This window comes from Thermococcus atlanticus, assembly GCF_054657855.1.
The window spans coordinates 1,091,031-1,114,458 of record NZ_BAAHXX010000001.1; the positions used below are offsets into that span (position 1 = coordinate 1,091,031).

Here is a 23,428-nt window from a genome sequence, read left to right on the forward strand (position 1 = left end):
GTAGTGAGAAATCGTGGCTTATAACCTTTTCCAATAACCTTTAAAGCTTCGCCCCCAAATTAATTAGGGTGACCGAAAATGAAGGCGGGGTTTGTGCTGCTCATCCTAATGATATCCCTTCTCCTGCCGTTCGCAGGTGCCTCCGGGGAGAAGCCCCTTGTCGTGACGTCAATAGCACCGCTGGCGAGCATCGTTAAAGAGGCCTTCGGAGATTCGGTTGAGGTCGTATATCTGATTCCTCCCGGAGTCGACCCGCACGAGTATCAGCTCACAGCCCGGCAGGTTGAGATGCTTGGAAGGGCCGACGTCATCGTAACCACGGGCGGGCATCTTCCTGCGGAGCAGAGGATGGTCGGGCTTCAGGGAGAGGGCATTATTAAGGGAAAGGTGCTCCTCATCAGAGACTATCAGAAATTTGGCTTCCGCTACATGAAAGAGCACTGGTACAGAGAAAAGAACAACCCCCACGGGATATGGCTTGACCCGTATAACGCCATAGCAATAGCTGAAGCCGTTAAAGATGCCCTAACAGCCAGATATCCTGACAATGCGGCTATCTATGGAGCGGAGTTCGAGAAATTCAGGATCAGGGTTGAGTCCATAGCGGAGGCCTACAGAAAAGCTGTTACGGGCTCAGGGCTCAAAGCGGTAATCCAGATGCCTCCTGACCAGTATGCCGTTGAATGGCTTGGAATCAATGTTTCCGCATCAATTAAGCCTGAGGAAGAAGTTCCTGCGGTGGGCGTTGATGACCTGATAGGGACAGCGGAAAACGCCACACTCATAGTTTATTCTTCAACCAGTCCGGAGCAGCTTAAAAAAGCCGCCCTTGAGCTCTCCGCCAAGAGCGGAAAACCCGCAGCGGACATAACAGTCTTCTGGAAGGATAGGCCATACACGGAGGTTCTTGAGGAGAACACGGCCGGCATAATCAAAGCGCTATCCGGGTGTGGAGAGCGGATAATACCCGTCCGGAGCGGCGGCTGGGGGGCCTACATCCTCGCATCCCTCCTCGTCGGCATTGTCCTCGGCGCTGCGGTGGGGTTTATAATAAAGGGATAGCTTACCACGGGTGCATAGAAAGTTTTAAATATCCATCCCGATTAAATTTGCATGGTGAAAATGGAACGGATGGTATCACTCCTCATTATTATAGCCGTTGCACTGAGCATTCCAGCATATGTTTCGGCTCAGGATGGAATAAAGGTATTCAGCGTTGATGATGTTATTGCAGGGCACGGGCAGGCGCTTGTTTTTGCGGGGCATCAGGAGCTTACGGGCTGCGACTCGCAGCAGGGCTGCTGGAAGGCAGGAAAGCTGAGCTGGTACCTATACGAAAACGGAAGCTTCCGAAGGGTTGATTTTGGGGATTACACCCCCCCCTGTTCTGGTGGGATGGCTGGATTCTGGCGAGGATAACGCCCTACCATCTTCGCCTCATCCGGCTTAAAAACTGGAGGCTTCATCCCCTCCTTAACCTGAGCGTTCATTCCTGGGACATGTACTTCAACGGTAGGGAGCTCGTCATCGCGGATAAACACGGCTATTACAACTCCACCACCCTTTATTTCTTCAATGGGACAATCAGCCCAGTGAGGGTTGAAGGTGAAGTTGACGGTGCCCGCTGGGGGGAGGGGGCGTGGATATTTGAGTATTCAAAAAGAATCCGCAGGGGCCCGGGGGGTTTTATTGAGGGGCTCTACGTTCTCAAGGACGGAAGGCTCTTCAGGTTCAGCACGCCGCACCTCATCCGGAGTTATTCCTTCAACGGAACGCACGTCCTGATCGAGGTCAATGACTACATAAACAGAACCCCGTGGTATGCCCTCTATCTCTGGAATCTAACCTCCCCAAAGTTCATCCTGAACACCACATCGCCGTATATGGGCTTCTCAATCCACGGGTGGAACGGAAGCTGGTACCTCGGGGACACATATTCCATTTATTCCCAGAACCCGCTGCTCTACCGTCTTGATGGGAGCAATCTGACCCCTGCAGCATCGGGGTATACATATGTGAAAGGTTACGGGAACGTTTCACCGAAGCTTGTTGTCGGGGACAGGATACTGCGCCTCAAGGGACTTGCAGAAACGAGGGTCAGGATCGAGCATTACCTCGGTTCGATGGACTACTGGTACTACATGAGGAGAACGGCATCATTTGAGGGCGGTGTCGCATACGTCAAATACGGGAAGGAGAAAAGGCTCGTGGTGCTGGAGCGGAGAGAAAAAAGGGTCATTCCCCTCGGGGTGTACTTCGGGGAGGTTAGCATAATCCCGGCCGGAAGGGAGCTTTTAATATACAGCTACTGGAACAACGGCGGTTCAAAGCTTTATATATACCGCGAAGGAAAGCTTGAGGAGCTGACGGATGAGCTTGAAAGCCTCACCGGGGAGATAAAGCTTGAGGGGCCTAAAATCGAATCTGTTTTTCCGTGGAGCAATGGGCTGTTTCTGAGAGTTAATCCCCTGTGGGACGGGAGGCTGCTCTACCATTACAACTGGACGAACTTCACGCTGGTGGGCCTGAACTTCCGGCCTCTCGGTGTTTTCGGCGAGTTCTACGTCCTGAACTCTCCTGGAGGCATATCCTACCTCCACAACGGCTCCTGCCTCTGGAGGGCTAACGTCCTTAATGGGGAATATGCTGGAGGAGTCCTCATTGCCAGGAACGGAACGGCGACTGAGGTCTATACCCTCGATGGGGGAGGCCTCAGAAGAATCCTCAGGCTTGAAATCCCCCTGAAGTTCCTCTACAGAGCCGGCCGTTATCCCGTTTTCCGGCAGGAGGGAACGAACATAACCGCGATTTTCAACGGAAGCTCCTTTCTGAGACTGCCTGTGGAGGGCCGTGTGCTTGGACTGCCGGAGGGCGGGGTAATAATCTGGAGGCATGGCGGGCTCTACCTCTGGGATTTTAAAAAGCTGAAAAAAATCGGGAAGCTCAGCGAAAATCTGGTTCCCATTGACTACAGGAAAGGTCTGATACTTGGAGAACCCGCGGCCTCCGGGGCATTTAAATCGCTCTACATTTACAACGGCTCCTCCAGGGTGCTCTTTCCTGCGGAAAATGGGGCTCTCTACCACTATCTCAACGGCACCGTTGTGAAACGGAAATGCAGGTTTTTCCTCTTCATGAGGTGCAATTACACCGTCTTTGACATCAACGGGAGCAGAATCGGCAGATTCACAGGAAAGGACAGCTTTGGCTACTCCTTCTGGAATGGGGGATTGTACTTCACGAACGGCACGCACCTGATAGAAATGGGAAATGGGGGCTCAAGGAGCTTAAAACTGCCCTTTGAGATTGAACGTGCTTCCATGGTCGCTTCAAAGGAGGGCCTCGTTATTTTTGGAGGGGATAGGCTTCTGCTCTACAACGGAACATTCAGAGACCTCTCGGGGGAGTTTCTCAGTGCCTACAGAAATCAGCCCTACTATCCCTCAAACCCTCTGAGGCTCTGTAAAAAAGCACCTTTCAGGGAATCGGGCAATAATACAGCCCCAACCCCTTCATCAACATCGAGCTCAACTTCAACCCCTGAAAGTCCCGTGTATTCCTCAACACCCCTGCCGTCTCCAACATGCACTCCGACTTCCGGAGTTTCCGCAGTTCTTGGAGGCTTGGCTCTGGCCGCTGTCCTCCTGATTGGAGTGCTCCACAAAATTAGAAGGGGGAGGTGATCACTCCCTCTTGTACGGCCTTCCGTCCCATTTGGGCGGTCTGGCCCTGCCTATTATTCCCGCGACCACAATCAGGGTCACCACATAGGGGAGCGTCGCTATGAACTGCCACGGAACGGTTCCGGCCATCCACGGGTTGTTCTGTATATATATTGACAGGTTGTCGAAGAACCCGAAGAGGAAGCCTCCGAACAGTGCCACCAGCGGGTTCCATCCGCTGAACACCATGTTTGCGAGGGCTATGAAACCCCTGCCCGCTGCTATCTGTTTCGTGACGGTTCCGAGCCAGTCCACGCTGAGGTATGCTCCGGCAGCTCCGGCAAGAGCCGAGGCAAAGAGCACGGCACCGAACCTGTAGAGCTCGACGTTTATACCGAGCGCATCCGCTGCTTCAGGGTTTTCACCGACGGAACGGATGCGGAGGCCGAGGGGTGTTCTGAAGAGCATCCACCAGACGAGAACCGTCACGATGAGGGTTACTATTACCATCGGGCTCAGGGAGTTTCCGAATGCATCCATCCAGAGGGGCTTGATCTGGGCGTAGTTCGGAACCTGATGCTGTCCCGCGGTTCCCCAGTATGCTCTTATTCCAAATGCAACCGCACCGTAGCCGAGCAGGTTGATGCCTATACCCGGAATTACGTGGTCTCCCTTGAGATAGACGGTAAGGACACCGTGGACTGCACCTATAAGCATGCCCACCAATGCCCCTCCGAGGATGCCCACCCATCCGCTGTGGGCGAGCTCGGCTATTATCGTTCCGAAGAACGCCGAGAGCATCAGTATTCCCTCGTAGCCGATGTTGACGACACCGGCCCTCTCGCTGACGACCGCCCCGACGCTCGTGAGGACTATGGGCACCATGGCCGCCAGTGAACCGAGGAGCAGGCCCACTATCATGCTCTCGTTCACTTCGACCCCCTCCTGAGGAAGTTCTTGAATAGATCAGCCAGGCCCGGAACTGCGACCGCAACTATGATGATGCCCTCTATGATTTTGACCATCTCAAGGGGAACTCCAGTCTGCTGCATCTGCGTGGCACCCGCGTTCAGCATACCGAAGAGTATGCCGGCGAAGATTATGCCGAGCGGATGGTTTCTTCCGACGAGCGAGACGCCAATTCCGTCGAAGCCGTACCCGGAAACATTGGCAAGCCCCTGGGTTATGGCATAACTTGGGGGAACACCCATCACCTGAACGGCGCCCGCAAGGCCAGCCGTCATTCCTCCGAGCACAAAAGACCATATTGCGGCTATCTTCGGGTTGATTCCTCCGTATCTCGCTGCAGTCGGGTTCTGTCCGCTGGTTCTCAGTTCGTAACCGAGCTTTGTGTGCCACATCACGATGAAGATAACCACCGCCGTGGCGAGGGACACTATGAATGCCCATGAAAGGCTGGTGTTCTGTATGAGGAGAGGCAGCCTGGCGCTATGCGGGATGGAGAGAGTACTGTTGGGGTCTCTCGGATTGTAGAAGATGTCCAGGGCGAGCCAGCCCACGAGATAAACAGCTATCCAGTTAAACATTATTGTGGATATAACCTCATGAACTCCCCTGTAGACCTTGAGAACCGCCGCTGGAAGCGCCCAGAGCGCTCCGATAAGGATACCTGCCAGCATGCCTGCTACCGGATTCTGGAGGTGCTGGGTTATGGCAACGGCACTTATGGCCCCGAAGTAGACCGTTCCCTCGGCACCGATGTTGAACAGGCCGGTTCTGGCACCTATTGCAAATGTGAGGGCTGTAAGGATGAGGGGTGTCGATTTGCTCAGCGTCTCGGCTATCCCATCAACCGAGCCGAGGGCCCCGGTTATCAGGGCTTTGTATGCACTCACCGCACTGTATCCGCTTGCCCAGAGAACTATGGCACCTATAAAGGCACCTATGAGTATGGCCAGCACGCTCTCCGTGAATGGCTTCACGTAGCCTTTAAGCACGCTCATTCTCTGACACCTCCCATCATAAGGCCGATCTGCTCCTCTGTAACTTCGTCCGGCTTTACAATGCCCATGAACTCACCCTCATACATTATCGCCATCCTGTCGCTCAGCTGGAGAACCTCGTCGAGGTCTGCGGAGACGAGGAGAACGCCCTTGTTCTCGTTCCTGAGCTTCACGAGGTAGTTTCTGATGTACTCTGTGGAGGCGACATCGACACCGCGGGTTGGCTGGGCCGCCACTATAAACTCCGGCTTCTTGCTAACCTCCCTTGCAACTATGAGCTTCTGCTGGTTTCCACCGCTGAGGGACTTTACCGGAGCCCTTGCTCCGGGGGCCACTATCTCAAATTCCTCAATGAGGGCTTTTGAATGTCTCTCAACCTTTCCCCAGTCTATGAGTGAGAATCCCCTTGAGAACTCCTTCTTCCAGTGGAGTCCGAGGATGGAGTTTTCCATAACGGTCATCTCAAGGATAAGACCCATGTGGGTTCTGTCCTCCGGGATGTGGGCAATGCCGAGGTCGTACAGGTTGCGGGGGCTTTTGCCCGTTATGTCCGTGCCCTTCAGTATTATTCTGCCCTTTTCAACCTTTCTAAGGCCGGTTATAGCCTCTATAAGCTCGCTCTGCCCGTTACCCTCAACGCCGGCTATACCGAATATCTCACCCGCACGGACTTCAAAGGAGAGGCCCTTAACGGCTTCCTCGCCGCGATCCCCCTTAACCCAGAGGTTCTGAACCTGCAGTATGGGCTCTCCAGGCTCCTTGGGCGGCTTCTGGATTCTGAGGACAACATCCCTGCCGACCATCATCCTGGCGAGGAGAGGGGGTGTTGCCTCGCTCGTGTTGACGGTTCCTATAACTTTCCCCCGCCTTATTACCGTCACGCGGTCGGTTATCTCCATGACCTCATTGAGCTTGTGGCTGATGAATATTATGGTCTTGCCCTGACTCTTGAGTTTTTTGAGGACTTCAAAGAGCTCACGCACCTCTATGGGGGTAAGAACCGCGGTGGGCTCATCCAGTATGAGGACATTAACATCCCTGAAAAGCATCTTGAGGATTTCTATCCTCTGCTGGACGCCCACAGGGAGGTTCTCCACGGGAACATCCAGCGGAACCTGAAAGTTAAGCTCATCCATAAGCGTTTGAAGCTTATCCCGGGCTTTATCAACATCTATTTTAGAGAGCAGGCCGTGCCCTTCCATACCGAGGATGATATTCTCAAGGGCATTAAAAACCTCCACGAGGGTGAAGTGCTGGTGCACCATCCCGATGCCGCTCTTAAGGGCATCAGCGGGGCTCTTAAAGCGCACTTCCTTCCCGCGGAGGTATATCCTGCCATCCGTGGGTTTGAGCATTCCAAACAGGACTTTCATAAGGGTCGTCTTACCCGCTCCGTTTTCACCGAGGAGGCCAAGAATCTCGCCTTCATAAACCTTTAAATCCACGCCCTTTAAGGCCTCCGTGCCATCAGGGTAAATTTTAACTATGTTCTTCATTTCGAGCACTGGAACCTTCTCTGCAGCCATTGAATCACCTCCTTGGGTATGGAACAAGAAAAAGAAGGAAGAAACTCACTGTTTGTGGTTCTTGTAGTAGTCAAGGGCCCAGTCAGCACCGAAGCGGTAGCCACCTTCGAACTTGTAGAGAACCGGAATCTCCATTCCGAGGACTATTCCGATTGTGTTCTTGCCGTCGTTGAGTGCTATCAGAGAGGCGAGTGCTCCCGCTAAAGCTGAACCCTCGTTCTCCTTGAAGAGGACCATCTGAACGTTGTGCGGCATCTCGGGATCATAACCGTCTATGATAACGAACCTCTGCTTCGGATACTCCTTGGCGACCTGCTTGACAGCGTTTGTCATCATGAATCCGACGGCGATGATTATGTCGTACTGCCCGCTCTTGGCAAGGCTCCTGAGGTTCGGCAGGTAGTCGTTCTCGCTGTTGCTCTGAAGCTCTGTGAGCTGGAGTCCGAAGTCCTTGGCTGCTTTGCTGGCACCCATGTATGCCATATCGTTGAAGCTCAGGTCACCCCGGCCTCCAACATCGTAGACGATGGCTATCTTCTTGGTGTTCTGTCTCTCATTGATGCTCTTCTCGAAGTAGGTCTCCGGTTTCGGAGCGCTGGCACTCCAGTTCTTGGCGAGCTTTTCCATAGCCTGCCAGTCGCTGGCCTTCCTGAGGGCTTCAATCTGACTCTTGTCTGTTGCCTTGGGGATGATTATCTTTCCGCTGACTATGTCCTGCTGAAGCTGATCGACAGCCTTCCATATCCAGTCCGGAATCTGGGCACGGGTCTTGTTGAGGGTCTCAAAGAGCTGCTGCTCGTTCTGGAAGCCGAGCTCCTGAAGCTTCTTCTGTCTGACATCCGCTGGCAGTGAGTTAAACATGTCCTCGACGTCCTTTATGGTGCTGAGCTTGACGCCGCCTTCCTTGAGGCCGAGCTCGACGACGCCACCCCTGAACTGGTTCTCCTCGGCCTGCTTGACCGCATTGTAAACACCAACGTCAACACGCTTCATCATGCTTGCAATTATAACACCTGGCTTAATCCAGTCCTGAGCTGAATCAACACCGATTGCGAAGGGCGGTCCCATCTTCTTGTTGTTGGCCTTGAGGTAGTCCCCAACAGCCTCAAAAACACCGAGACCCGTTCCGCCTGCAACCTGATAGATCACCCATGCACCCTGCTGGAGCTGAGCCTGTGCAGCAGTCTTACCCTTGGCCGGGTCACCGAACGAACCCGTGTAGGTGTAGAGTATATTTATTTTCTCCGGCACTGTGGTGCTGGTTTTGGTTCCTCCTCCACTTATACAGCCGCTGGCCACGATGCTGACAGCCAGGAGGCCCACCATTAAAAAGGCAAGTAGCTCTTTCCTCATTATAAAACACCTCTGGAAGTTCTTCAGAACCATAGAGATTTTTCAAAATATATACTTTATGGTCTCTCCGGGTGATACAGCTTCAGAAAGAATTTTAACTCCAGAACAGAACTTTTTACGATGCCTATGCTCAAGGAAATACTCAATCTTGAGAAGGGAACAGTTCTGCTGACGGGGAATGCGAAGAGGCTTGGAAGGATATATTTAAAATCATGGTTAAACCGTGGTTTAACGGTTCTGGCAGAAGGTATGCCGTTTGAGCTGAGTTCGGAGAATCTCTTCATAGGGTCGCCATATGAGGGCTTTTCCTTTGATGCATATCTGATTCTGGACCCCCTCTCGCGGCCGAAGCCGGAAAGGGAAAAGCTCCGCCGCTGGCTTGAGGAGCACAGGGACAAGCTTTTTCTTCTCTACGAGCGCAGATATATAAAGGACTCCATAACTCGCTATGGAATTAAGGAATTAATTGATTATTTAATTGCATACAGGAGGGAAACCGTGGGGTTTGAGAGGGTGGATGTTTATAAACTGGAGAAGGGAAAGATAATTGAGAGGAAGTCCTACATACGGCGAACGCCCGATGAAGAGCGGTTTCGGGTCTGAGATGTGATGATACCAGCTATCGCTGAGGGCTATCTCCTTTTCCCGAGCAGGTAGCCGAGAAGAAATCCTGCGGCCAGACCGCTCATAAGCCTCAGCCAGTCATTTTCGGAAGTACCGGAAGGAGTTTCGCTGGGGGTTGCTGTTTCCGTTTCCGGAAGCCCTCCGGTGAAGCTCCCGTCATGGAGATCAAGGAGGAGCAGGAGCATGGCGTAGTCCTCGGTGCATGCCCTTGCCCCTGCCAGATAAGACTCGCATGCACCCGAGATATGACCTCCGTTCGGAGTTTTCTTTAAGAAGCTCCCCTCCATCTCTTTATCCCCCGCGAGCCTCATCCAGAGGAGGGCCGTTGCAGTGGGTCTTATCGAGTGGCTCCAGTAGTCATACCTCGGATTCACATCGAATCTATAACTTCCGTTCCACACCTCCGTGAAATCAGCGCAGCCAACCCGCATGTAGCTGTCGTTTCCTATCCTCTTCAGGAGATACACGGCCACATCCGGTCTGCTGAACGGGTCATATGGATGGAGCTCCAGCTTTCCCCTGATGAAAAAGCGGGGAGTGCTGAACTTTAACCTAAAAACCTTCTCCAGAATGTAGGAGAATGTTCCATTTTCGGAGATTTCAGTGGTATTTGCTCCTGTTAAATGGATTTCAAGTTTGTATGAGGTGTTCTTATTTTTCCGTGTATTAACCTCCACGAGAAGGAGGTATTTCCCGGCGAAATTAAGCCTCGTCCTGTTGAGGATCAAAGCCATAACGGCTGCAGCATCCCCGCCGACTTCCTCATTGAGCAGCGTCAGGGGCAGTGCCAGAGCTTCAAACGGCTCCCTGTGGAGGAGATGCACTGATGGAAATCCAAGATGGTAAAACGGGAAACTGTACTGCCAAGGAGGACTCCCATTAAAATACGCCAGATATTCTCTGTTGAGGAGGTTTTCAGGTTTTAGATTCTCCTTCAGCCACCGGGGGGCTTTGAAACGTTGTATCCCAGCCTGCGGAGAAGGGCCACCGCGTATGCCGTTGCGACCAGGCTCGGTTTTTTCTGAAAGTCCTCTTCACAGCTCGCCGAGCCTCCCCGTGACGAGGGCACCGTGTTAGGAATACGTCCAGTAGGTTCCGTTCACAGAACTCTTCAGGAGGTATTCCACACCTTTTCTGATCGCGGGAGAATTCTCAGGTTCGCCGGCATCAAGGAGGGCATATAAGGCTAGAGCCGTTGAAGCGGCCCATGAGCATGTTATCACGTAGCTGAATTCCGGGCATTTTTTGAGTGAGAAGCCGTAGAGGCATTCGGGGTAGCTGCATGTGCCCCCAAAGGTTGCTCAAAAAACCTTCTTGGAAGTATCATGCTTTCGATAGGAAAAGCCTTAAAGCCTTTATCCTTCAGTGAATTGGGTGGTAGCATGTTCGGAAAGCTCAAGGAGAAGTTAGGCTCATTCGTGGAGAAGGTCTCCCAGACTGAAATAAGCGAGAAGGACGTTGAGAATGCCCTGTGGGATCTTGAAATAGAGCTTCTTGAGGCTGACGTTGCCCTTGAGGCGGTTGAGGAGCTGAAGGAAAGGATAAAGGAAAAGCTCGTCGGCCAGAAGGTCAAAATCGGAACCAAAAAGAAGAAAATCGTGGAAGAAGCTGTTCGTGATGCCGTCCTTGAGGTACTCACCCCGGAGCAGCGGCTCAATCTCATCGAGCTGATAAAATCCAAGGAAGAGAAACCCTTCGTCATAGCCTTTGTGGGCTTCAACGGTTCGGGAAAGACCACTACCATAGCGAAGCTCGCCCACTGGCTCAAAAAGAACGGTTTGAGCGTCGTCATCGCTGCCAGCGACACCTTCAGGGCAGGAGCGATAGATCAGGTTGAGGAGCATGCCAAGCGCGTAGGGGTCAGGGTAATCAAGCATTCATACGGCGCTGATCCGGCGGCTGTGGCTTACGATGCGATAGAGCATGCCAAGGCCAGAGGTGTGGATGTGGTTCTTATAGATACAGCAGGAAGAAACGAAAGAAATAGAAACCTCATGGATGAGATGAAGAAGATAGTCAGGGTTGCGAAGCCTGATCTGGTTGTGTTCGTGGGAGATGCTCTGGCCGGAAATGCCATAATAGAACAGGCGAGGCAGTTCAACAACGCTGTGAGGATAGATGGGGTTATACTCACAAAGCTCGATGCAGATGCGAGGGGCGGTGCCGCTTTAAGCATAAGCCACGCGATTGGAGCGCCGATACTCTTCGTCGGCGTCGGTCAGGGTTACGATGACCTAAAGCCCTTCGATGAGAAGTGGTTTGTGGAGAGGATTTTCGGGGAGGAATAAATCAGCATGCAGCATAGAAATGAAAGGCTATCCCAAGCAGAACCACCACTCCCGGCAAAAATCCCCCGAACGCGAGGAGAGCCCTCTCCTCCAAATCTTTTCCCAGAATACTTCCAGTCCCGAAGGACACCAGCAGGAGGAGAATCAGCAAAATGGCGAAGTCCTCGGTGAAGACCGGAACGATGAGTGCCATCGAAAGCGTGGCCAGCATGGAAAGACCTAACTTCCTGATTGACGGCTTTCCGGAGAGGATATAGGAAGCGAGGAGCACCAGAGCCGGGAGCAGGGCAAGAAGGATGAATATGGGAGATGGTGAGTAGTCCATCCAGCACACGTACGGCCTGCTGCTTCCCGGCGGAAGATGTCTTATTCCGCTGCGGATATAATGTCCCTCCGGAATCTCAAGGAGAATCACCAGCTCCCACATAAAGGCAAAGACGGGGAGAAGGATTCTTGGGATTTTCATAACTCTTCATCCCCATTCAGGATTGAGATTTATTTATACTGCGATGGATATCCCACTCCACGTCATGGCACAGAGGATAAACGAGACTATAAGTTTGTCCCATTTCTTCCAGAGACTGAGGATATATTGAGATTATGAAGGGAGCCGTTAAATTTTTCTTTTGAAAGCCTCGCCCTTTAGGGCGGGGATGCAGTATTCTTGAGTCAGCCATTCAAATCACCGAAAAACCCTTTTAAGTTTTGCCAGCGTAACCCCACATCTTTCATCATTACAAAATCCAACCAGAGGATATTTAAAAATTTCGAACAACAAAAAGATACAAACTTTTAATCACTTATGAAACAGCCCATGTGGATTGGTATTACACCACCAGTGGAATAGCCGTTATCAGAGACCAAAAACTCCCTCCAGCTTCCTGAAATCCATCCTAGCCGTCATGTCTATATTTATCGGCGTCACGCTAACCTTTCTCTCAACTTTGAGGGCATACGCATCCGTTCCAAGCTCGAACTTCTCGCATCTCCTTCCGACAACCCAGTAGTAGGGGTTTCCCTTGGGGTCTATACGCTCCTCCACTGTTGGCCTGAACATCCGGCGTGCGAGCCGGGTAAGAACCACAGGGGTCCCGGGCGTGGCGTCGGAGGGAACATTAACGTTGAGCATGTCAACACCCTCGGGAAGTCCTTCCTCAAGAACGGACTTTGCTATTCTGTGGAGGAAGTGCGAAGCAGCGGAAAAATCGATTCCCTTCCCATCCCCCAGTGTTTTCTTCCAGTCGACCTCCAGGCTTATCGCTACGCTTGGGATTCCATGGGTGGCAGCTTCTATTGCCGCTGAAGCAGTCCCTGAGACTGTTATCTCGGTGCTCAGATTCTCGCCGAGGTTTATTCCGCTTATGGCAAGGTTAAAGCCTCCGAAGCGGGCCACGGCAAATATAACGCAGTCGACCGGCATGCCGTCCAGTCCATATGCTCTTTCAGCTCCGGGAACGTCGACGAGCTTTGCCCTTATCGGCCTGTGAAGCGTCATCGCCCTCCCGCTCGCGCTCCTCTGGAAGAGCGGTGCAACAACATAGACCTCGCCGAGGTCCTGGACAGCCTCAACCGCTGCTCTGAGGCCTCTGGAATAAATTCCATCGTCGTTGGTGATGAGGATTCTCACCGTTCTCCCTCCAAGTCCCCGACCTTCGAAATAGCAAGCAATCCCTCCTTGGGTGCAATCTGAAGAAGATTAGTGTCGAGACTAACAATGCCGTCGAGACCGTAGTATTTCGCGGTTGCTAGTATTAGGGCATCGCTCGGGAGGAGACCGTATTTTGCCGTGAATTTCAACGAGAGAAGAGTAATTTCATGGGTAGTGTCCAAGAAATTAGTGGAACTCAGCAGGGGCAAAACCTGAAGAATGAAAGTTTTGGCAACTTCTTTAACCTCTTCTATGTTCTTTTTCAGCTTCCAGTATCCGCCAACATTGGTGTGAAGGTAAACAAAGAGAACTTCGTTGTATACGGTTTCGTTGGTAAATAATCGGAAATTTCCCCTCATAACCTCTGGGAGGAGCGCAGATGCATCTGAGTTACCCTTAAGGTATTCAATGAAGATGTTACTGTCAAGGAACAAGCTCATCATACATATCTGCCTCCAGCTCCTGCCAGGATTTGGAGGTTTTCATTATTCCCTTAGCTCTCCGCAATGCTTCTCCCCTGTCAATCTTGCCTAGAAGAACAGCGAGCTGAATCTCAAGCCACAGAGGGTCGTCAGTCCTGTGCTTAGTCACGATTTTTTCAACATCCTCCATTTTCCCACCATTAAAACCCTTGGCGCCAATCAATTTAAACTTTCCCTCACCTTTAAAAACCCTAACTCCCAGCGGGGTTCAGGTGAGAATATGACATACTGGATGAGCGAGGACAACGTCGCCGGAAAGCCCGGAACGGCGCTGTTTATAATACTCCCGACCATTGGATGCTACCGCTTCAGAATAAACAAGGCCTGCTACATGTGTGCCTACCCCACGGCGGCGCCAAAGGTCAGGTGGAGCCAGGAGGCGATAGTTGATTACGTTAAGGAAGCCCTCAAAAAAATCGAAGGCAAAAAAGGGCCCTTCGCGGTGAGAATGTTCACCTCAGGCTCCTTTTTAGATAACGGAGAGCTCAAACCGGAGACGAGGAGGAAAATCTTTGAGCTTTTAGCCGGGATGGAAAACATCGAGGAGATCGTGATAGAGAGCCGGAGCGAGCTGGTTCGCTACGATGCCGTGAAGGAGCTGGCCGGGATAGTTCCGGACAAGCACTTCGAAGTTGCCATCGGCCTCGAAACGGCCAACGACGATGTGGCGGATGTGTCGATAAACAAGGGCAACACCTTCGAGGACTTCGTCAAGGCTGCAAAAACAACTCACGAAGCTGGAGCAAAAGTCAAGACGTACCTCCTGCTGAAGCCCATATTTCTGAGCGAGAGAGACGCGATTGAGGACGTCAAGGAGAGCATAACCCGGGCCGAACCCTACACGGACACCTTCTCGATAAACATCACGGACATCCAGAAGGGGACGCTCTATGAGAGGCTCTGGGAGAAGAAGGAGTACCGTCCCCCGTGGCTCTGGAGCGCGGTTGAGGTTCTCCTCTGGGCGAAGAGGAAGTTCCCGGAGAAGAGAATACTAAGCGACCCCGTTGGGGCTGGCTCAAAGCGGGGCCCTCACAACTGCCTCACCGACTACGACCGGGTTATAGGGAGGGCGATAAAGAAGTTCTCTGCGACGCAGGATATAGGCTACATCGAAAACCTCAAACCGGAGTGCCGTGAGAGGTGGGGGTACATAATAGAGAACAGCCTGCTCGACTGGCAGCTCATCACGTGGTGAATTTACATTTGTAAAGGCACGCCGGGAGTGCCGTGAATAAAAATGGTCATTGAAGCGCTTTAATAAGAGTCCAGCGGCGCTTTAGTTCCCTATTTTTCCCGAATAGTTTTACATGGGGTTCATATGTGAGAAAAACTTCAATATGCGAAAGCTTTAAATGCTTTACATACGTAAAAATATCAGCAATTTGTGGGTGATGATTATGGCAGATGTCGAAATAGATCGGGAGGAATATCTCGTAACCGGAAAAACCGAGGCCGTTGAGATAGACGTCGATACTTTTCTGTGCAAGGGATGCGGAATCTGTCTGGAGATGTGTCCCAGAAAGGTCTTTGAGTGGAGCAAGGAACTGAGCGAAAAGGGTGTGCACTACCCGGTTCCGGTTCATGCAGACAAATGCGTCAAGTGCAAGCTCTGTGAGCTTCTCTGCCCGGACTTTGCGATAGCGGTCAGGTGGTGAGCATGATTATCCGCGGAGACGAGCCTGAACAGATCAGGCTCCTCAAGAGGCTTTACAGGCCGGGAAACTACTTCATGCAGGGCAATGAGGCCGTTGCTTACGGCGCTCTCTTCGCAGGATGTCGGTTCTATGCAGGCTACCCGATAACGCCGTCGAGCGAAATAGCGGAGACGATGGCGAGGGAACTGCCAAAGCTCCACGGCTACTACCTCCAGATGGAGGACGAGATAGCGAGCATAGCCGCTATGGTGGGTGCATCATGGACTGGCTTCAAGGTCATGACCGCCACAGCCGGGCCGGGCTTTTCCCTGATGCAGGAAAACCTCGGCTATGCTGTTATGACGGAAACCCCGCTCGTCCTCGTCGACGTCCAGAGGAGCGGGCCTTCAACGGGACAGGCGACAAAGGGGGCTCAGGGCGACTTCTTCCAGGCGAGATGGGGGACTCACGGCGATCATCCCATGGTTGCCCTCTCTCCGATAAGTGTTGAGGATGCATTCTGGGAAACGGTCAGGGCTTTCAACATAGCCGAGAAGCTGAGAACCCCGGTTGTGGTTCTCTTTGACGGTGTTATTGCACACACAAGGGAGCAGATTAAAATCCCCGATGTGGAAGAGGTTGAAATTACATACAGAAAGCTCCCGCAGAACGAGGAGGAGGCAAAGCTTCCCTTTGGAGGTTCTCTGGTTCCGCCAATGCCCCTCTTTGGCCACGGCTACTTCACCCATGTGACAGGTTCAACCCACAAGGAAAACGGGCTGAGGGACGTTTATACGCCTGAAGTCCATGACAGACTCGTCAGGAGAATTCACAGGAAGATAGAGGAGCACGAGGGAGAAATCCAGAAGTGGGAGGAGTACTTCACCGATGATATGGAAATCCTCCTCGTGAGCTGGGGGGTTTCGGCCAGACCGTCGCTCGGGGCGGTTCTCAGGGCGAGAGAGGAGGGAATTAAAGCGGGTCTCTTTGTGCCCAAGACCGTTCATCCGTTTCCGGCGAGACGCATGAAAGAACTGTCGGGGAAAGTCAGGGCAGTTCTCGTTCCGGAAATGAACCTCGGACAGCTCATACTTGAGGCGCAGCGCTATGTGAACGACGACATCCTCCTCAGGGGTGTGAACAAAATCGGCGGCGTGCCTCTGACGGTTGATGAGATACTCCGCGAGATAAGGGGTGTTGCCTGATGGCAGTTAAGATTTACTCCCGGTATGACAAGGTAAGATACCTGAGAAAGGAAGCCCTGCCGACCGCTCTATGTCCGGGCTGCGGCGGCGGAACCGTTCTCAACGCCTTCGCAAATGCCCTTGATGAGCTTAAGATTAACCCGAGAGACCTCGTCGTTGTGAGCGGAATAGGCTGTTCCGCGTGGATAGCATCGCCCTACTTTTTGGCGGATACCCTTCACACGACCCACGGGAGGGCGATAGCCTTCGCAACCGGCGTTAAGGTCGGTCTGCCTGACAAGAAGGTCGTTGTCATAAGCGGCGACGGCGATTTGGCGAGCATAGGCGGCAACCACCTCCTCCATGCAGCGAGGAGGAACATCGACATAACCGTTATCCTCGTCAACAACTTCATCTACGGAATGACCGGCGGTCAGGTTGCCCCGACGACACCATTCGGGGCGATAACAACGACATCCCCCTACAGGAACATAGAGCACCCCCTCCAGATAAGCGAAACCGTTGCCGCTGCTGGAGCGAGCTATGTGGCCAGATGGACGACCGCGCACATCTATCAGCTCATAGCAAGCATAAAGAAAGCTCTAACCATTAAGGGCTTCTCGCTCGTCGAGGTAATCTCTCAGTGTCCCGTCCAGTACGGAAGGAGGAACAGGATGAAGGAGCCGGCCGAGATGCTCCGCTGGTTCCTGAAGAACTCAGTACCTGTCAGCAAGGCAAAGAACATGAGCCCGGAGGAGCTTGAGGGCAAGTTCATCATAGGGGAGATAATGGACAGACAGAGGCCCGAGTTCACCGAGGAGCTGAACAAGCTTATTGATGAAGTCCAGGAGCACTTCGGGCTTAAAGGTGAGGCTGATGTTTGAAGCTGTTGGAAAAAGGGTCAGGGAAGCCTTTGGTGGTAGGGTGGAAGAGGTTGTAATCTTCGGCTCCAGGGCCAGAGGGGACTGGAGGGAAGAAAGCGACCTCGATGTCCTGGTTGTCCTCGATAGGGTCAAACCCGGGGACTGGGACATTGCCGGAAGGTTAAGCGCCGAGCTGACGCTTGAGCTTGGAGTCTCTGTCATGATAGTGCTCCATTCGGTTAAGGACAGTCTCTATCAGAGTGCCCTGCGGGAGGGCATTGCGATATGAACGAGATAATTGCGCTGATCAAGAGAGCAGAGGAAAGACTAATGGCCTCCAAAGACCTCTTTTCAAGGGGTTACTATGGATTTGCGATATCCTGTGCCTATTACTCGATGTTCTACTGCGCCAGGGCGTTGCTTCTATCAAAGGGTATTACCCCAAAGAGCCACGCGGGCGTTCACGCACAGCTTGGGAGGGAGTTTATCAAGACCGGGGAGATACCAGCCAAGCTTTTTACAGAATACTCAAAGGCCTTAAACATGAGACACACTGCAGATTACGATGTTTTGTCGAATACACGGAAAAGGGGGCACTTGAAGTGTTGAATTCAGCACGCGAGTTTTTGGAGTTCACAAAGAGGTATCTCAACCTGGAGGTGTGAAGCATGCAGATTAGGTTTGCAGGCATAGGTGGCCAGGGCGTCGTCCTGGCCGGTGTCATCCTCGGGGAGGCGGCAGCGATAGAGGGGCTGAACGTTGTCCAGACGCAGGACTACAGTTCGGCCTCACGCGGTGGTCACTCGATAGCCGATGTCATAATCTCCAAGGAGCCAATTTACGACGTCATAGTAACCCAGGCGGACGTTCTGGTTGCCCTCGCCCAGCTCGGTTATAACACCGTCAAGGACGAGCTGAGGGGGGATGGACTGCTGATTATAGACACTGACCTTGTCAGGCCCTATAGGGACTACATCGGTGCTCCTTTCACAAGGATGGCCGAGGAAACCACAGGACTCGCTTTGACCGTCAACATGGTAGCTCTGGGCTACCTCGTGGCAAAGACGGGAGTTGTAAAGAAGGAAAGCGTCGAGGAGGCCATAAGGAGGCGTGTCCCGAAGGGGACGGAGGAGATAAACATAAAGGCCTTCAGGGCTGGTTATGAGGAGGGGTTGAAATGAGATATCCATTTCCGGTTGGCAGGAGTGATTTCATTCAGGGTGACGAAGCGATAGCGAGGGCTGCAATCCTTGCAGGCTGCAGGTTTTACGCCGGCTACCCGATAACCCCTGCGAGCGAGATATTCGAGGCAATGGCACTTTACATGCCCCTCGTTGATGGGGTTAGCATACAGATGGAGGATGAACTCGCCAGCATCGCCGCCGTTATAGGCGCCTCATGGGCGGGTGCGAGGGCGATGACGGCAACGAGCGGGCCCGGATTTAGCCTGATGATGGAGAACCTCGGCTACGCGATAATGACCGAGACACCTCTCGTTCTGGTGGATGTGCAGAGGGGCGGGCCTTCAACCGGCCAGCCAACCCTGGGAGCTCAGGGAGATGTCATGCAGGCCATATGGGGAACCCACGGTGACCACAGCCTCATTGTCCTTACCCCCGCAACGGTGCAGGAGGCATTTGACATGACGATTAGGGCATTCAACTTAGCCGAAAAGTACAGAACCCCTGTTGTTCTCCTCACGGATGCCGAGATAGCCCACATGCGTGAGAGGGTCTATACTCCGAATCCTGAGGATATAGAGCTGGTATACAGAAAGCTCCCGGCGAGCAGGGAAGAAGCCCTGTATCCCTTTGGAGACATACACGGAGACATGATTCCCCCGATGCCGATCTTCGGGAAGGGATACAGGACATACGTGACGGGCTTAACCCATGATGAAAAAGGCCGCCCGAGGACTGTTGATGCAGAGGTTCATGAGAGACTCATCCGCAGAATCATAGACAAGCTTGAGAAGAACAAGGAGGATATAGTGATGTATGAGGCATTCGACATGGAGGATGCGGAGATTGCCATAGTCAGCTACGGAATTGTCGCGAGATCAGCGATACGGGCCGTGAAGCTCCTCCGCAGGGAGGGAATCAAGGCCGGGCTGCTGAAGCTCAACACAATATGGCCATTCGACTTTGAGCTGATAGAGGACATAGCCGGGCGGGTGAGGAGGATATACGTCCCCGAGATGAACCTGGGACAGGTCTATCACCTCGTGAAGGAGGGTGCCGGCGGAAAGGCGGAAGTTGAGCTGATACCGAAGATAGGCGGGGAGATACATACCCCTATGGACATAATCGAGAGGATTAAGCGAGGTGTGTGAGATGTACCTGAAGTCCGCGTATGAGATTAGGAATAAATACCTCCGCAGGGACATGCTCCCCACGATTTTCTGCCCGGGCTGCGGAATAGGCTCGGCGCTCCAGTATACGCTGAGGGCAATAGACGAGCTCGGTCTGAATCCCGACGAGATAGTCTGGGTGAGCGGTATAGGCTGCTCTTCCCGTGTGCCCGGCTATGTTAACTTTGACGGCCTGCACACGACCCACGGGAGGGCTTTAGCATTCGCAACCGGGATAAAGCTCGCAAACCCTGATTTAAAGGTAATAGCCTTCATGGGCGACGGGGACACCGCGGCGATAGGCGGAAACCACTTCATCCATGCCATAAGGAGAAACCTCGACGTCACGGTTATCCTGATAAACAACTTCACCTACGGTATGACCGGTGGCCAGGTTGCCCCGACAACCCTGAAGGGCCTCCGCGGCACAACGGCTCCATACGGCCAGTTTGAGAACCCCTTTGACATAGCGGAGCTGGCAGTTGCTGCGGGAGCAAACTATGTGGCGAGGTGGAGCGTCTTCAACTACATTCAGGGCATAAACAGCATAAAGAAGGCACTCCAGAAGGAAGGGTTCGCGCTGGTGGAGTTCCTCTCGCCGTGCCCCATCAGCTTTGGAAGGAGGAACAGGATGAAGACCGGCCCGGAGCTGCTGAGGTGGTATCAGAAGATAACCGTCCCGCTGGCAAAGGCAAAGAAGATGAAGCCTGAAGAGCTTGAGGGCAAAATCGTCATAGGGGAGTTTGCGGACAGGGACAGGCCGGGTCTGGCCAGGGAGTACGAGGAATACAAGAAGAGGGCAAAGAGGATGATGGGGTGGGAGGAATGAGAAAGGAGATACTCTTCAGCGGGTTTGGAGGTCAGGGTGTCATTTTGGCGAGCGTTATAGTCGGGAGAGCCGCGGCAGTCTATGAGGGCCTCTACGCAGTCCAGACCCAGGCCTACGGCCCTGAGTCAAGGGGAGGGGCGAGCAAGGCAGAGGTCGTCATAAGCGATGAGCCGATAGACTATCCCAAAGCTTTAAGCCCCGACTGTGCCGTGTTCTTCTCCCAGGAAGCATACGACAAGTACCTCCACCTTGTGAAGGAGGGCGGCATTGCGATAATCGAAAGCGACCTCGTTCCCCACAGACACCCTGAGATGGAAAGGCGGCTCAAAGTCTATGCCCTTCCCCTGACGGAGATAGCCGAGGAAACAACTGGGCTCAGCCTGACTATGAACATCCTGACCGTGGGACTGCTGACGAGGCTCTCCAGCGTCCTCAGCGGTGAATCAATAGAGAAGGCGGTGCTTGATGCAGTTCCCAGGGGAACCGAGCAGCTTAACCTCAAGGCGCTCCACAAAGGATTTGAGCTCGGGGATAAAGCCCTGAGAGGGGAGCTCTGAATTTTAAATTAATTTAAATTTTATGTCCTATTTTCCACCCCTTCTTCAATGGAAAGGAAAATAAAGAAAAAGTCACGAAGCCTTCTTCCTCCGGATGTATTCATCTATGGCTTTGGCGGCCTTCTTGCCGTCGCCCATGGCAAGGATGACCGTTGCTTCACCCCTTATTGCATCGCCGCCCGCAAAGACGCCGGGAATGCCTGTCATTAGATTTTCGTCGACCTTTATGGTTCCGTGCTTTCCTACCTCAAGGCCGGGTGTTGATTCCCAGATTATCCTGTTCGGCTCAAGACCTATGGCTATGACGACGGTATCCGCTTCAAGCGTAACGTACTCGCCGGTGGGCTCTATCTTTCTCTTGCCCCTGCTGTCCCTCTCCTCAAGCGGCCGCATCTTCATGAACCTGACCGCCTTAACCCTGCCGTTTTCATCTCCGATGAACTCGACCGGGGTCAGGAAGAACTCGAATTTAACTCCTTCCTCTTCAGCGTGCTTTATCTCCTCTATCCTGGCCGTCATATCCTCCCTTCCCCTTCTGTATGCGATTGTAACCTCCGCTCCCAGCCGTCTGGCGGTTCTGGCGGCATCCATAGCGGTGTTCCCCGCCCCTATAACTATAACCTTCCTTCCAACGGCTATCGGCGTGTCGTACTCCGGGAACTTATAGGCTTTCATCAGGTTGACCCTTGTGAGGAACTCATTCGCCGAATAGATTCTGTACAGCAGTATTCCCGGAATGTTGAGGAGCTTCGGCGTCCCGGCACCGGTGCCTATGAACACTGCATCGTACTCCCGAAGAAGCTGTTCTATCGTAACCGTCCTCCCAACGATGTGGTCGGTCTTTATCTCCACACCGAACTCCCTGAGCCTGTCAAGCTCGCATTTGACTATGTCCTTGGGAAGCCTGAACTCGGGAATTCCATAGGCCAGAACTCCCCCTGGCTGGTGGAGGGCTTCAAAAATCGTAACCCTGTATCCCATCTTTGCGAGCTCTCCTGCGGCTGTGAGGCCGGCAGGACCCGCCCCAATGACGGCCACCTTCTCACCCCTTGGTTTGATATTACCTGCCATCTCCCTGCAGAGCTCCTCGTCTATGCCCCTCTCGCGGGCATAATCTGCCACAAAGCGCTCGAGCTTTCCTATGTCAATGGCATCCCCGACTTTTCCAACGACGCAGACGCCTTCACACTGGTCTTCCTGCGGGCACACACGGCCGGTTATGGCCGGCAGAGTGTTGTCGTTCCATATTATCCTGAGGGCTTCCTTCATATCCCCCTCCTTGATCTTGGCTATGAATGCGGGGATGTTTATGTGAACAGGGCATCCCTTTATGCACGGTGCATATTCCGGCGGGCACTGGAGGCACCTTTCAGCTTCCTTTCTGGCAAGCTCAAGCGTGTAGCCGAGGTTGACCTCTGCGAAGCTTTTCAGCCTTTCCTCGACAGGCCTCTCCGGTGTCGGAATTCTCTCCCTGATGAGCTTTGGCATTCAGACCACCCCCTTCATCCTGAGGTAGTGCTCCTTGGCGATGTTCTGCTCCCTCATGAACCGGCTGTCCCTCTTTATGACGTCATCCCAGTCCACCTTGTGGGCGTCGAACATCGGGCCGTCACGGCAGGCAAACTTTATCTCGCCGTCGTAGAGAATTCTGCATGAGCCGCACATGCCTGTTCCATCCACCATTATCTGCCTGACGGTGACGATGGCTGGAATGCCGTACTCAGCCGTCAGCTCCGCCAGCTTTTTCAGCGAACCGAGCTTGCCGCCGCCGAAGACTATATCGACCTTATCCTTCTCTATGAGTCCCTTCAAAACATCGAGGTAGTGTCCCTTAATCCCCCGCGAGCCGTCCTCTGTGGTCAGGTAGTGCTCATCCGCAACTGGCTTCGCGAGGAACTTTTCAGGATATGAGTGGGCCCTGTCCTCGAAGGTCTGAATTGAGATGGTGTAGTTTCCTGCCTCCTTCATCGCCTTCAGCGTTGCATAGTTCTCGGCCTGACCGCAGACCGCATCGGATACAAAAACCACGTTGCCATAGTGTTTAACCTCTATCGGCCTTCCGAGAGGGCCTGCAACGCTGTAAAGGCAATCCCCAACATTAAAGTTGTCCCAGAGGTCAAAGGTCGTCTTTCCGTGCCTCCTTATGAACATTCCCAGCCTGCCGGTTTCTCTGTCGGCGTAGTAGATGGACATTGGAATCCTTTCGCCCCTTTCGTGTATCATCAAAACGACGAACTGCCCCGGTTTCCATGCTTCAGCCACATGGGGTGCTTCAACCTCCATAAAAAAGTCCCTCACGTCAAGCTCTTCCTTGGCGGTAATGCGGTACATTTCAATCACCTCAGGTTTAGACACAATAGTTTTCAACAAGGGGTTTATAGGGGTTTTTAAAACCAAAGGTTTAAAACCGCCCCGGCACCGGAGAACCGGAATTCAGAGAAACGGCAGGGATGCACTGTCAGGA

25 protein-coding genes and 2 pseudogenes are annotated in these 23,428 nt (G+C 53.0%); 15 read left to right on the forward strand and 12 right to left on the reverse strand.

Annotated features, from left to right (window positions below):
• Nucleotides 1-78: 78 nt before the first annotated feature.
• The 3 genes from ACYQ27_RS05785 (at nt 79) to ACYQ27_RS05795 (ending at nt 3,683) form a co-directional block, all read left to right on the forward strand.
• Nucleotides 79-1,062 (forward strand): metal ABC transporter solute-binding protein, Zn/Mn family, encoded by a 984-nt coding sequence (locus ACYQ27_RS05785; RefSeq protein ID WP_460041233.1) that lies wholly within the window; start codon nt 79-81, stop codon nt 1,060-1,062.
• A 51-nt stretch (nt 1,063-1,113) separates the two neighbouring features.
• A complete protein-coding gene (locus ACYQ27_RS05790; RefSeq protein WP_460041234.1) occupies nt 1,114-1,419 on the forward strand; it encodes a hypothetical protein in 306 nt (101 codons plus the stop codon).
• Between the two features lie 80 nt (nt 1,420-1,499).
• On the forward strand, nt 1,500-3,683 hold the full coding sequence (locus ACYQ27_RS05795) for a hypothetical protein (RefSeq protein ID WP_460041235.1): 2,184 nt from the start codon (nt 1,500-1,502) through the stop codon (nt 3,681-3,683).
• Here ACYQ27_RS05795 and ACYQ27_RS05800 read toward each other — a convergent pair whose 3' ends face one another.
• From ACYQ27_RS05800 to ACYQ27_RS05820, 5 genes and pseudogenes are all read right to left on the reverse strand, one after another.
• Entirely contained in the window at nt 3,684-4,595 is a 912-nt protein-coding gene (locus ACYQ27_RS05800) for an ABC transporter permease (protein ID WP_456396997.1), read from the reverse strand.
• Nucleotides 4,592-5,626 (reverse strand): ABC transporter permease, encoded by a 1,035-nt coding sequence (locus ACYQ27_RS05805; protein ID WP_456396995.1) that lies wholly within the window; start codon nt 5,624-5,626, stop codon nt 4,592-4,594. The genes ACYQ27_RS05800 and ACYQ27_RS05805 overlap by 4 nt, the downstream gene beginning before the upstream one ends.
• Nucleotides 5,623-7,152 (reverse strand): ABC transporter ATP-binding protein, encoded by a 1,530-nt coding sequence (locus tag ACYQ27_RS05810; RefSeq protein ID WP_460041236.1) that lies wholly within the window; start codon nt 7,150-7,152, stop codon nt 5,623-5,625. Before ACYQ27_RS05810 ends, ACYQ27_RS05805 begins: the two co-directional genes overlap by 4 nt.
• A 60-nt stretch (nt 7,153-7,212) precedes the next feature.
• Nucleotides 7,213-7,692 (reverse strand): annotated as a pseudogene (locus tag ACYQ27_RS05815) (BMP family lipoprotein); the annotation flags it as partial.
• 288 nt (nt 7,693-7,980) lie between these two features.
• Nucleotides 7,981-8,538 (reverse strand): annotated as a pseudogene (locus tag ACYQ27_RS05820) (BMP family lipoprotein); the annotation flags it as partial.
• Between the two features lie 87 nt (nt 8,539-8,625).
• Here ACYQ27_RS05820 and ACYQ27_RS05825 point away from each other — a divergent pair.
• Nucleotides 8,626-9,108 (forward strand): hypothetical protein, encoded by a 483-nt coding sequence (locus ACYQ27_RS05825; protein ID WP_456453946.1) that lies wholly within the window; start codon nt 8,626-8,628, stop codon nt 9,106-9,108.
• A 29-nt stretch (nt 9,109-9,137) separates the two neighbouring features.
• On the opposite strand, the gene ACYQ27_RS05830 is transcribed toward ACYQ27_RS05825, so the two are convergent.
• Nucleotides 9,138-9,953 (reverse strand): hypothetical protein, encoded by an 816-nt coding sequence (locus tag ACYQ27_RS05830; RefSeq protein ID WP_460041237.1) that lies wholly within the window; start codon nt 9,951-9,953, stop codon nt 9,138-9,140.
• A gap of 558 nt (nt 9,954-10,511) precedes the next feature.
• Between ACYQ27_RS05830 and ftsY the strand changes: the two genes are divergently transcribed.
• The gene (gene ftsY, locus ACYQ27_RS05835; protein ID WP_460041238.1) at nt 10,512-11,417 is read left to right on the forward strand and encodes a signal recognition particle-docking protein FtsY; all 906 of its coding nucleotides are present in this window, start codon (nt 10,512-10,514) and stop codon (nt 11,415-11,417) included.
• Nucleotide 11,418: 1 nt separating this feature from the next.
• Here ftsY and ACYQ27_RS05840 read toward each other — a convergent pair whose 3' ends face one another.
• From ACYQ27_RS05840 to ACYQ27_RS05855, 4 genes are all read right to left on the reverse strand, one after another.
• Nucleotides 11,419-11,883, reverse strand: a complete 465-nt coding sequence (locus ACYQ27_RS05840; RefSeq protein ID WP_460041239.1) for a hypothetical protein — start codon at nt 11,881-11,883, stop codon at nt 11,419-11,421.
• Nucleotides 11,884-12,270: 387 nt separating this feature from the next.
• Nucleotides 12,271-13,044, reverse strand: coding sequence for a 5'/3'-nucleotidase SurE (gene surE, locus ACYQ27_RS05845; protein ID WP_460041240.1), 774 nt, complete (start codon nt 13,042-13,044; stop codon nt 12,271-12,273).
• Nucleotides 13,041-13,508, reverse strand: a complete 468-nt coding sequence (locus tag ACYQ27_RS05850) for a type II toxin-antitoxin system VapC family toxin (protein ID WP_460041241.1) — start codon at nt 13,506-13,508, stop codon at nt 13,041-13,043. The genes surE and ACYQ27_RS05850 overlap by 4 nt, the downstream gene beginning before the upstream one ends.
• Nucleotides 13,489-13,677 carry a hypothetical protein gene (locus tag ACYQ27_RS05855; RefSeq protein ID WP_456396471.1) on the reverse strand — a complete coding sequence of 63 codons (189 nt, stop codon included), beginning with the start codon at nt 13,675-13,677 and terminating at the stop codon, nt 13,489-13,491. The genes ACYQ27_RS05850 and ACYQ27_RS05855 overlap by 20 nt, the downstream gene beginning before the upstream one ends.
• A 90-nt stretch (nt 13,678-13,767) precedes the next feature.
• Between ACYQ27_RS05855 and ACYQ27_RS05860 the strand changes: the two genes are divergently transcribed.
• The 10 genes from ACYQ27_RS05860 (at nt 13,768) to ACYQ27_RS05905 (ending at nt 20,964) form a co-directional block, all read left to right on the forward strand.
• On the forward strand, nt 13,768-14,742 hold the full coding sequence (locus tag ACYQ27_RS05860) for an archaeosine biosynthesis radical SAM protein RaSEA (protein WP_460041242.1): 975 nt from the start codon (nt 13,768-13,770) through the stop codon (nt 14,740-14,742).
• A gap of 202 nt (nt 14,743-14,944) precedes the next feature.
• Nucleotides 14,945-15,202: a 2-oxoglutarate ferredoxin oxidoreductase subunit delta gene (locus tag ACYQ27_RS05865; RefSeq protein WP_456396473.1), complete on the forward strand. Its 258-nt coding sequence runs from the start codon at nt 14,945-14,947 to the stop codon at nt 15,200-15,202.
• A 2-nt stretch (nt 15,203-15,204) separates the two neighbouring features.
• A complete protein-coding gene (locus tag ACYQ27_RS05870; protein WP_460041243.1) occupies nt 15,205-16,386 on the forward strand; it encodes a 2-oxoacid:acceptor oxidoreductase subunit alpha in 1,182 nt (393 codons plus the stop codon).
• Complete coding sequence (locus ACYQ27_RS05875; RefSeq protein WP_460041244.1) at nt 16,386-17,249, forward strand: 2-oxoacid:ferredoxin oxidoreductase subunit beta; 864 nt, start codon at nt 16,386-16,388, stop codon at nt 17,247-17,249. Before ACYQ27_RS05870 ends, ACYQ27_RS05875 begins: the two co-directional genes overlap by 1 nt.
• A complete protein-coding gene (locus tag ACYQ27_RS05880) occupies nt 17,242-17,517 on the forward strand; it encodes a nucleotidyltransferase family protein (protein WP_460041245.1) in 276 nt (91 codons plus the stop codon). Before ACYQ27_RS05875 ends, ACYQ27_RS05880 begins: the two co-directional genes overlap by 8 nt.
• Entirely contained in the window at nt 17,514-17,837 is a 324-nt protein-coding gene (locus ACYQ27_RS05885; RefSeq protein WP_460041246.1) for a HEPN domain-containing protein, read from the forward strand. Before ACYQ27_RS05880 ends, ACYQ27_RS05885 begins: the two co-directional genes overlap by 4 nt.
• 59 nt (nt 17,838-17,896) lie before the next feature.
• Nucleotides 17,897-18,409 carry a 2-oxoacid:ferredoxin oxidoreductase subunit gamma gene (locus ACYQ27_RS05890; protein ID WP_460041247.1) on the forward strand — a complete coding sequence of 171 codons (513 nt, stop codon included), beginning with the start codon at nt 17,897-17,899 and terminating at the stop codon, nt 18,407-18,409.
• Nucleotides 18,406-19,560 carry a 2-oxoacid:acceptor oxidoreductase subunit alpha gene (locus ACYQ27_RS05895; protein ID WP_460041248.1) on the forward strand — a complete coding sequence of 385 codons (1,155 nt, stop codon included), beginning with the start codon at nt 18,406-18,408 and terminating at the stop codon, nt 19,558-19,560. Before ACYQ27_RS05890 ends, ACYQ27_RS05895 begins: the two co-directional genes overlap by 4 nt.
• Before the next feature lies 1 nt (nt 19,561).
• Nucleotides 19,562-20,407, forward strand: coding sequence for a 2-oxoacid:ferredoxin oxidoreductase subunit beta (locus ACYQ27_RS05900; RefSeq protein WP_456396479.1), 846 nt, complete (start codon nt 19,562-19,564; stop codon nt 20,405-20,407).
• Nucleotides 20,404-20,964, forward strand: coding sequence for a 2-oxoacid:ferredoxin oxidoreductase subunit gamma (locus tag ACYQ27_RS05905; protein WP_456396480.1), 561 nt, complete (start codon nt 20,404-20,406; stop codon nt 20,962-20,964). The genes ACYQ27_RS05900 and ACYQ27_RS05905 overlap by 4 nt, the downstream gene beginning before the upstream one ends.
• Before the next feature lie 72 nt (nt 20,965-21,036).
• On the opposite strand, the gene gltA is transcribed toward ACYQ27_RS05905, so the two are convergent.
• The gene (gene gltA / locus ACYQ27_RS05910) at nt 21,037-22,452 is read right to left on the reverse strand and encodes an NADPH-dependent glutamate synthase (protein ID WP_460041249.1); all 1,416 of its coding nucleotides are present in this window, start codon (nt 22,450-22,452) and stop codon (nt 21,037-21,039) included.
• Nucleotides 22,453-23,295, reverse strand: coding sequence for a sulfide/dihydroorotate dehydrogenase-like FAD/NAD-binding protein (locus ACYQ27_RS05915; RefSeq protein WP_460041250.1), 843 nt, complete (start codon nt 23,293-23,295; stop codon nt 22,453-22,455).
• Nucleotides 23,296-23,428: the final 133 nt, after the last annotated feature.